The following is a 4,274-nucleotide window of genomic DNA, read 5'->3' as shown; positions in this document are numbered from 1 at the left end:
AGACCTTGAAAAATTATCCGAGGAATTCTTTATGGGTTCCCCGGTTTTTCTATGAATACGTGAGAAAGGATTATAACTACACATATGGGATATGACAATTTATCCGACTTCTAAGATAAATTATCTGCCATAGTGCCTCACCTCCTCCTCATTAGGCATGAAAAAAGACACCTCATTTGAAGTGCCTCGTAATGTAACGTTAAAATTTTCAATGTAACAATCATTCTGTTCCATATGCAGTTAATATTGTTAAATTATCCTTTTCATTGAGCCTATTTTATGTCACTTAAAAACTGCTCTTAGAATATCAGTAATTTCATCAAACTGAATACCTTCTGCATAGGGAAACTTCTGCACATATGATTCCCAAATTGTCTTAAGATCTTCACTTTCCTCTATATCTTTTAAATACTTCTCACTATTCTCTAAATAGATCAATGTGTTTCTTTCTTCAGCTTTCTTTCGAATTGCGTTTCTTAGACTTTCTAAATCAATATCATTTCTTCGAAGTGTTAGAAGAATATAAACATCATAATAATCTCTAGCTCTGGTATTTGCCACATTCCGCGCCAAAATAGACTCAATCTTTTCTGCAAGAATTGTATTTAAATTATACGCTTTTATTGAAATATCACGTTCTTCAAACATAAGCTTAAACGAATATTCTACTTCTCTTGGTATGATTACATCTCCAGTAGTGATGTCAATCTTCATATTGACTCTGATCGTAAAGAACTGGGCTTCTACAGAGACTCTGAAATCATCATAGTCACTAACATCATGGATGTTTTTAATAGCTTTTAGCCTAAAAATTACATTATCATCAAGCTCTATCGATAGAATCTCATTTAATATTTCTTCTATGGCCTCTCTATTGACAGGAATCCCTTTTATCGTTGTATCCATGTCCATAGTGCTTCTCATATCTATACCAACCATAGCTGCAATCAAGAATCCACCTTTGAGGATAAAATTGTCTTTGTACTTTGAAATCGAAATTCTTTCTAGAAGCCTTTCCATCATAAAATTCTGAAGCACAGTATTCGCTATCAAATTATTCTCTTTAGCCACATTGTTAATCCAGTCTTTCAATTGTCTAGGACTACCAATTTTCATGTCAACACCTCCATGTATTTTCGAACCAAATCTTTGATATTAAAAACATCGGCATACTTAAGTAGTTTAGAATAATCTGCTCCGGGAGTTTTCATATATCTTTTGACTGCTTCATTCACTAAATCAGTGTCAAGCTGATCTTTCTTTTTTAAGCAGTCACAAATGGTTCTTTCTTTATCATATACATAGACTTGATGCCCAAATGGTGTCTCCATGGCAATCCGGCCAATTGTATGAAGTCTCTCTGCAATGTAAAAGAACTTGAATTTTTCTTTCTCCTTCAACAGTCTTGTATTATACCCTGATGGAATTGTCAGCATTAACTGGAAAGGTGTCCTATCGGTTAAATCGTGAAAATATAATGCTGTCTCATGGGAAAAGATACCTTTTTTACATCTGTATTGTGTTAAGAAATATTCATCTTCCATTTGATCAGGATCCATATACAAGCCTTGTTCCAGCTTTTCAATTTCACCAACCTGATACATACGTTGTAGAGTTTTATAAGCCACTCCAGCTTCTTTAGCTTCACCTGATGTCAGAATACCTTTGTTGTCTTTCAATAGTTTAGTCACTAAATCCTTTTGAGTCATCAAATCACCTCCTTGTTTGTCATATTCGTTCGTAAATATAATATCATATACGAACGAATATGACAACTATTTTTTTGCTAATTTTTAGGAGATGATTCAATTTTACCTTTTATGTTAAAATAATATTTTATGTTAGCACAATTGACAATACCGTTTAGTCATTTTTGTTCGTATAATTTGTTGTTCATATGCACAAATATGACACCTAAAGCCACGCAGGAATCACATCATCAATAGACAGTTCTCGCTTCGGTTTTGCGATTCCAATGAACTGCTTATGGCATTCCCAAATGTCCATTAAGTAACCTATAGGCATCAGCCACACCTCATCTTCTTTTCTATTAAGATGGGCTGTGCCGTAGTAGATCAGTCGGGTAAATAACTCCTCATCACTTACCCGACTACCTCGTTTTTTGAGGGTTCACTCTCCACATTTCTCTTGGTCCCCTTCATCATACTGGCCATGATGGCGTTCTTGTAGGTCGCTAGATCAAAAGGTGTGGTGAGAAGCTCCACTTCTTCTTCGGTGAGCAGCTCTTTCTTCTGATCCTTATTCCTGATGTTATGAATCAAGATGGACTGATTGGCCAGAAGTGTAATCAGCCACACAATCTCATCAAGTGCCATTTCAAAGTTCTCAGTTTTCATGAGCTTCTCGCCCAAGTTTTCAAGACCGCCATAACGCCCCGCGATTTCTTTTGTTGCCTTCGTGGTGAGTACCAATTTAAATTCTGTGCCACCGATTTCAATGGTGGCGCTTCTATCTTCAGCTGCTTCTGTGAGTTTTACATTTTCATCTGCCATCTATCTTCCCTCCATTAAGATACGATTACTGTTGCTACTTCAGTGGTAACAGGATCTGCTCCACTTAAGTTCAGCACACAGTAATAGTAATAGGTATCCGCCAGAAGATCCGTTGGGATATCAAAGCTGGCAGAAGTCTCTCCATTAATCGGTGTACCTCCTGTGGAACTGTCGATGGTGTTTTCATACCACTGATACGTTACAGGATTGGATGTATTGGAGCTTGCCACCACAGAAAGACTTCCCGTAATGCTACCGACTGTCACTTCGGTGAGAGCTGCAGGCTGAGTCGTGATGGTAATCGCCGGTGTTACCGGAGTAAAGTCCGGTTCATACACAGAGGTAAACCAGCCGGAAATAGTAGATGGTGCAACACCGCTATCTCCTTCAGTGACTTCGGCTTTCCAAGGATGCTTGTTCTCCTCATCCAGTTTGTTTCGTCTGAAGACCGTTCCCTCTATGGTGGGACTACTAAATGTAATGGAATCACCTTTGGTCGCAAGGCTGGTGGCAGGAACACTAAAGATAACTCTGTAAAGCCAAAAGTATCTATAGCGTCCATTGGCCTTCTTTGCACGAAAACCGATAGCCACAGGACTTTCTCCATCTTCACTTCTTGAAACAACGACATTGTTACTGTCGATTTTACATCCTGTTAAATCCTGAGCTACCACCGAGCCAATATCGTCAATCCCAAGAGTCAGTGCGCCACTTTTGAATTCCTTGACCACTTCAGAAGCACCGTCATCTGCATAGAGAATTGCTTCAATCAGCTCCACACTCAGTTCTGCCGTCATGGCTTTTGCCAAGACTTTGGGTATACCATATGTTTCGATGCCATTTTCGTCTTCTGTGATTTTGGCGTAGTATAGACTATCCAATCCAATTGTTGCCATGTCCTATTCCTCCTTCAAAATAGCTGAATTTGTTTCAGCTAAAAATTCAATTCGTATTCTTTTGCCACATCAATGGCGAAGTGGTGAAAACCGGTATCTTCTTCGTATCCCAGATACCTTCTGTCCGTTATGATAAAGCCTGCTCCTAGTAGTGCTATTACCACTTCATTCTTTCTTGCCTGGTAGTTGCCCTTAGAAAATAAGGAGAGGCGAACTTCCTGTAGTTCTGCTACTGGCAGATCATCAGCATAATGATCGAAGATATCACTCATAGGGGTAAGGACCAGATATTCATCCGGAGCCTTTTTACTAAACACACCCGTTTCAATGGGAATCCCCAAAGGTTCAAGGACCTCGCCTATATCTTTCAAAATACTGTTATACACGACCTTCGCCCTCCCTTCTTTTAAATTTTGCTAATCTCTTCATCCAGCTTTCTTTTCATTGCTTCAATGCAGGCGTTTCGACTAGCTGTTTTCGCCGGCTTTAGGAATGGCTTAGCCGGTTGCCCAGACTTTCCATACTCTAAGATATTGGCTAGTTTTGCATTTGACTCTCCTTCTTTTCTCGGTTCATCAAAGCCCACCTTTACGTTATAATTCCCATCTCGATCCACACCAGCAGGGGTTACATCGAGAGCATCAATAAGTTCTCCAGTGGACCTTGATGGAAGTTTTGTGTCGCTTCCAACGGTGGCCTGTAGATTGGCTTTCACTTTGGCTTTCACCACTTCGCCACCAGCTTCCAGGACCTTCGGGATGATTTCATCGGTTTTCTCTGCCAAGGTTGATACCTTTAGCAAGAAATCCTCTGGCATTTTGAAACTTGATCTTGCCATGAAATCACCTCCTTGTATATTGTAGTT

Annotated in this window: 5 protein-coding genes and 1 pseudogene; all 6 read right to left on the bottom strand. The window is 39.4% G+C overall.

The annotated features are described in order from the left end of the window. Positions 1-282: 282 nt before the first annotated feature. Entirely contained in the window at positions 283-1,116 is an 834-nt protein-coding gene (locus T472_RS06630; protein ID WP_023387673.1) for a nucleotidyl transferase AbiEii/AbiGii toxin family protein, read from the bottom strand. Further along, positions 1,113-1,709, bottom strand: coding sequence for a type IV toxin-antitoxin system AbiEi family antitoxin domain-containing protein (locus T472_RS06625; RefSeq protein WP_023387672.1), 597 nt, complete (start codon positions 1,707-1,709; stop codon positions 1,113-1,115). Before T472_RS06625 ends, T472_RS06630 begins: the two co-directional genes overlap by 4 nt. Before the next feature lie 393 nt (positions 1,710-2,102). Continuing rightward, entirely contained in the window at positions 2,103-2,513 is a 411-nt protein-coding gene (locus tag T472_RS06620) for a hypothetical protein (RefSeq protein WP_023387670.1), read from the bottom strand. A gap of 320 nt (positions 2,514-2,833) precedes the next feature. Then, positions 2,834-3,409: pseudogene (locus T472_RS06615) on the bottom strand (major tail protein); the annotation flags it as partial. 38 nt (positions 3,410-3,447) lie between these two features. After that, on the bottom strand, positions 3,448-3,795 hold the full coding sequence (locus T472_RS06610) for a hypothetical protein (protein ID WP_023387668.1): 348 nt from the start codon (positions 3,793-3,795) through the stop codon (positions 3,448-3,450). Positions 3,796-3,815: 20 nt separating this feature from the next. Continuing rightward, a complete protein-coding gene (locus T472_RS06605; protein WP_023387667.1) occupies positions 3,816-4,247 on the bottom strand; it encodes an HK97-gp10 family putative phage morphogenesis protein in 432 nt (143 codons plus the stop codon). Between the last annotated feature and the right edge of the window lie 27 nt (positions 4,248-4,274).

The organism is Youngiibacter fragilis 232.1, from assembly GCF_000495435.3.
Taxonomy (GTDB): domain Bacteria; phylum Bacillota; class Clostridia; order Clostridiales; family Clostridiaceae; genus Youngiibacter; species Youngiibacter fragilis.
Note: the sequence above shows the minus strand (reverse complement) of the source record. Positions and strands in the feature narration are given on the sequence as shown.

Coding starts and splice junctions, on each gene's coding strand:
- T472_RS06625 (WP_023387672.1), bottom strand. CDS start 1,709: ATGACTCAAAAGGATTTAGTGACTAAACTATTGAAAGACAACAAAGGT.
- T472_RS06630 (WP_023387673.1), bottom strand. CDS start 1,116: ATGAAAATTGGTAGTCCTAGACAATTGAAAGACTGGATTAACAATGTG.
- T472_RS06620 (WP_023387670.1), bottom strand. CDS start 2,513: ATGGCAGATGAAAATGTAAAACTCACAGAAGCAGCTGAAGATAGAAGC.
- T472_RS06605 (WP_023387667.1), bottom strand. CDS start 4,247: ATGGCAAGATCAAGTTTCAAAATGCCAGAGGATTTCTTGCTAAAGGTA.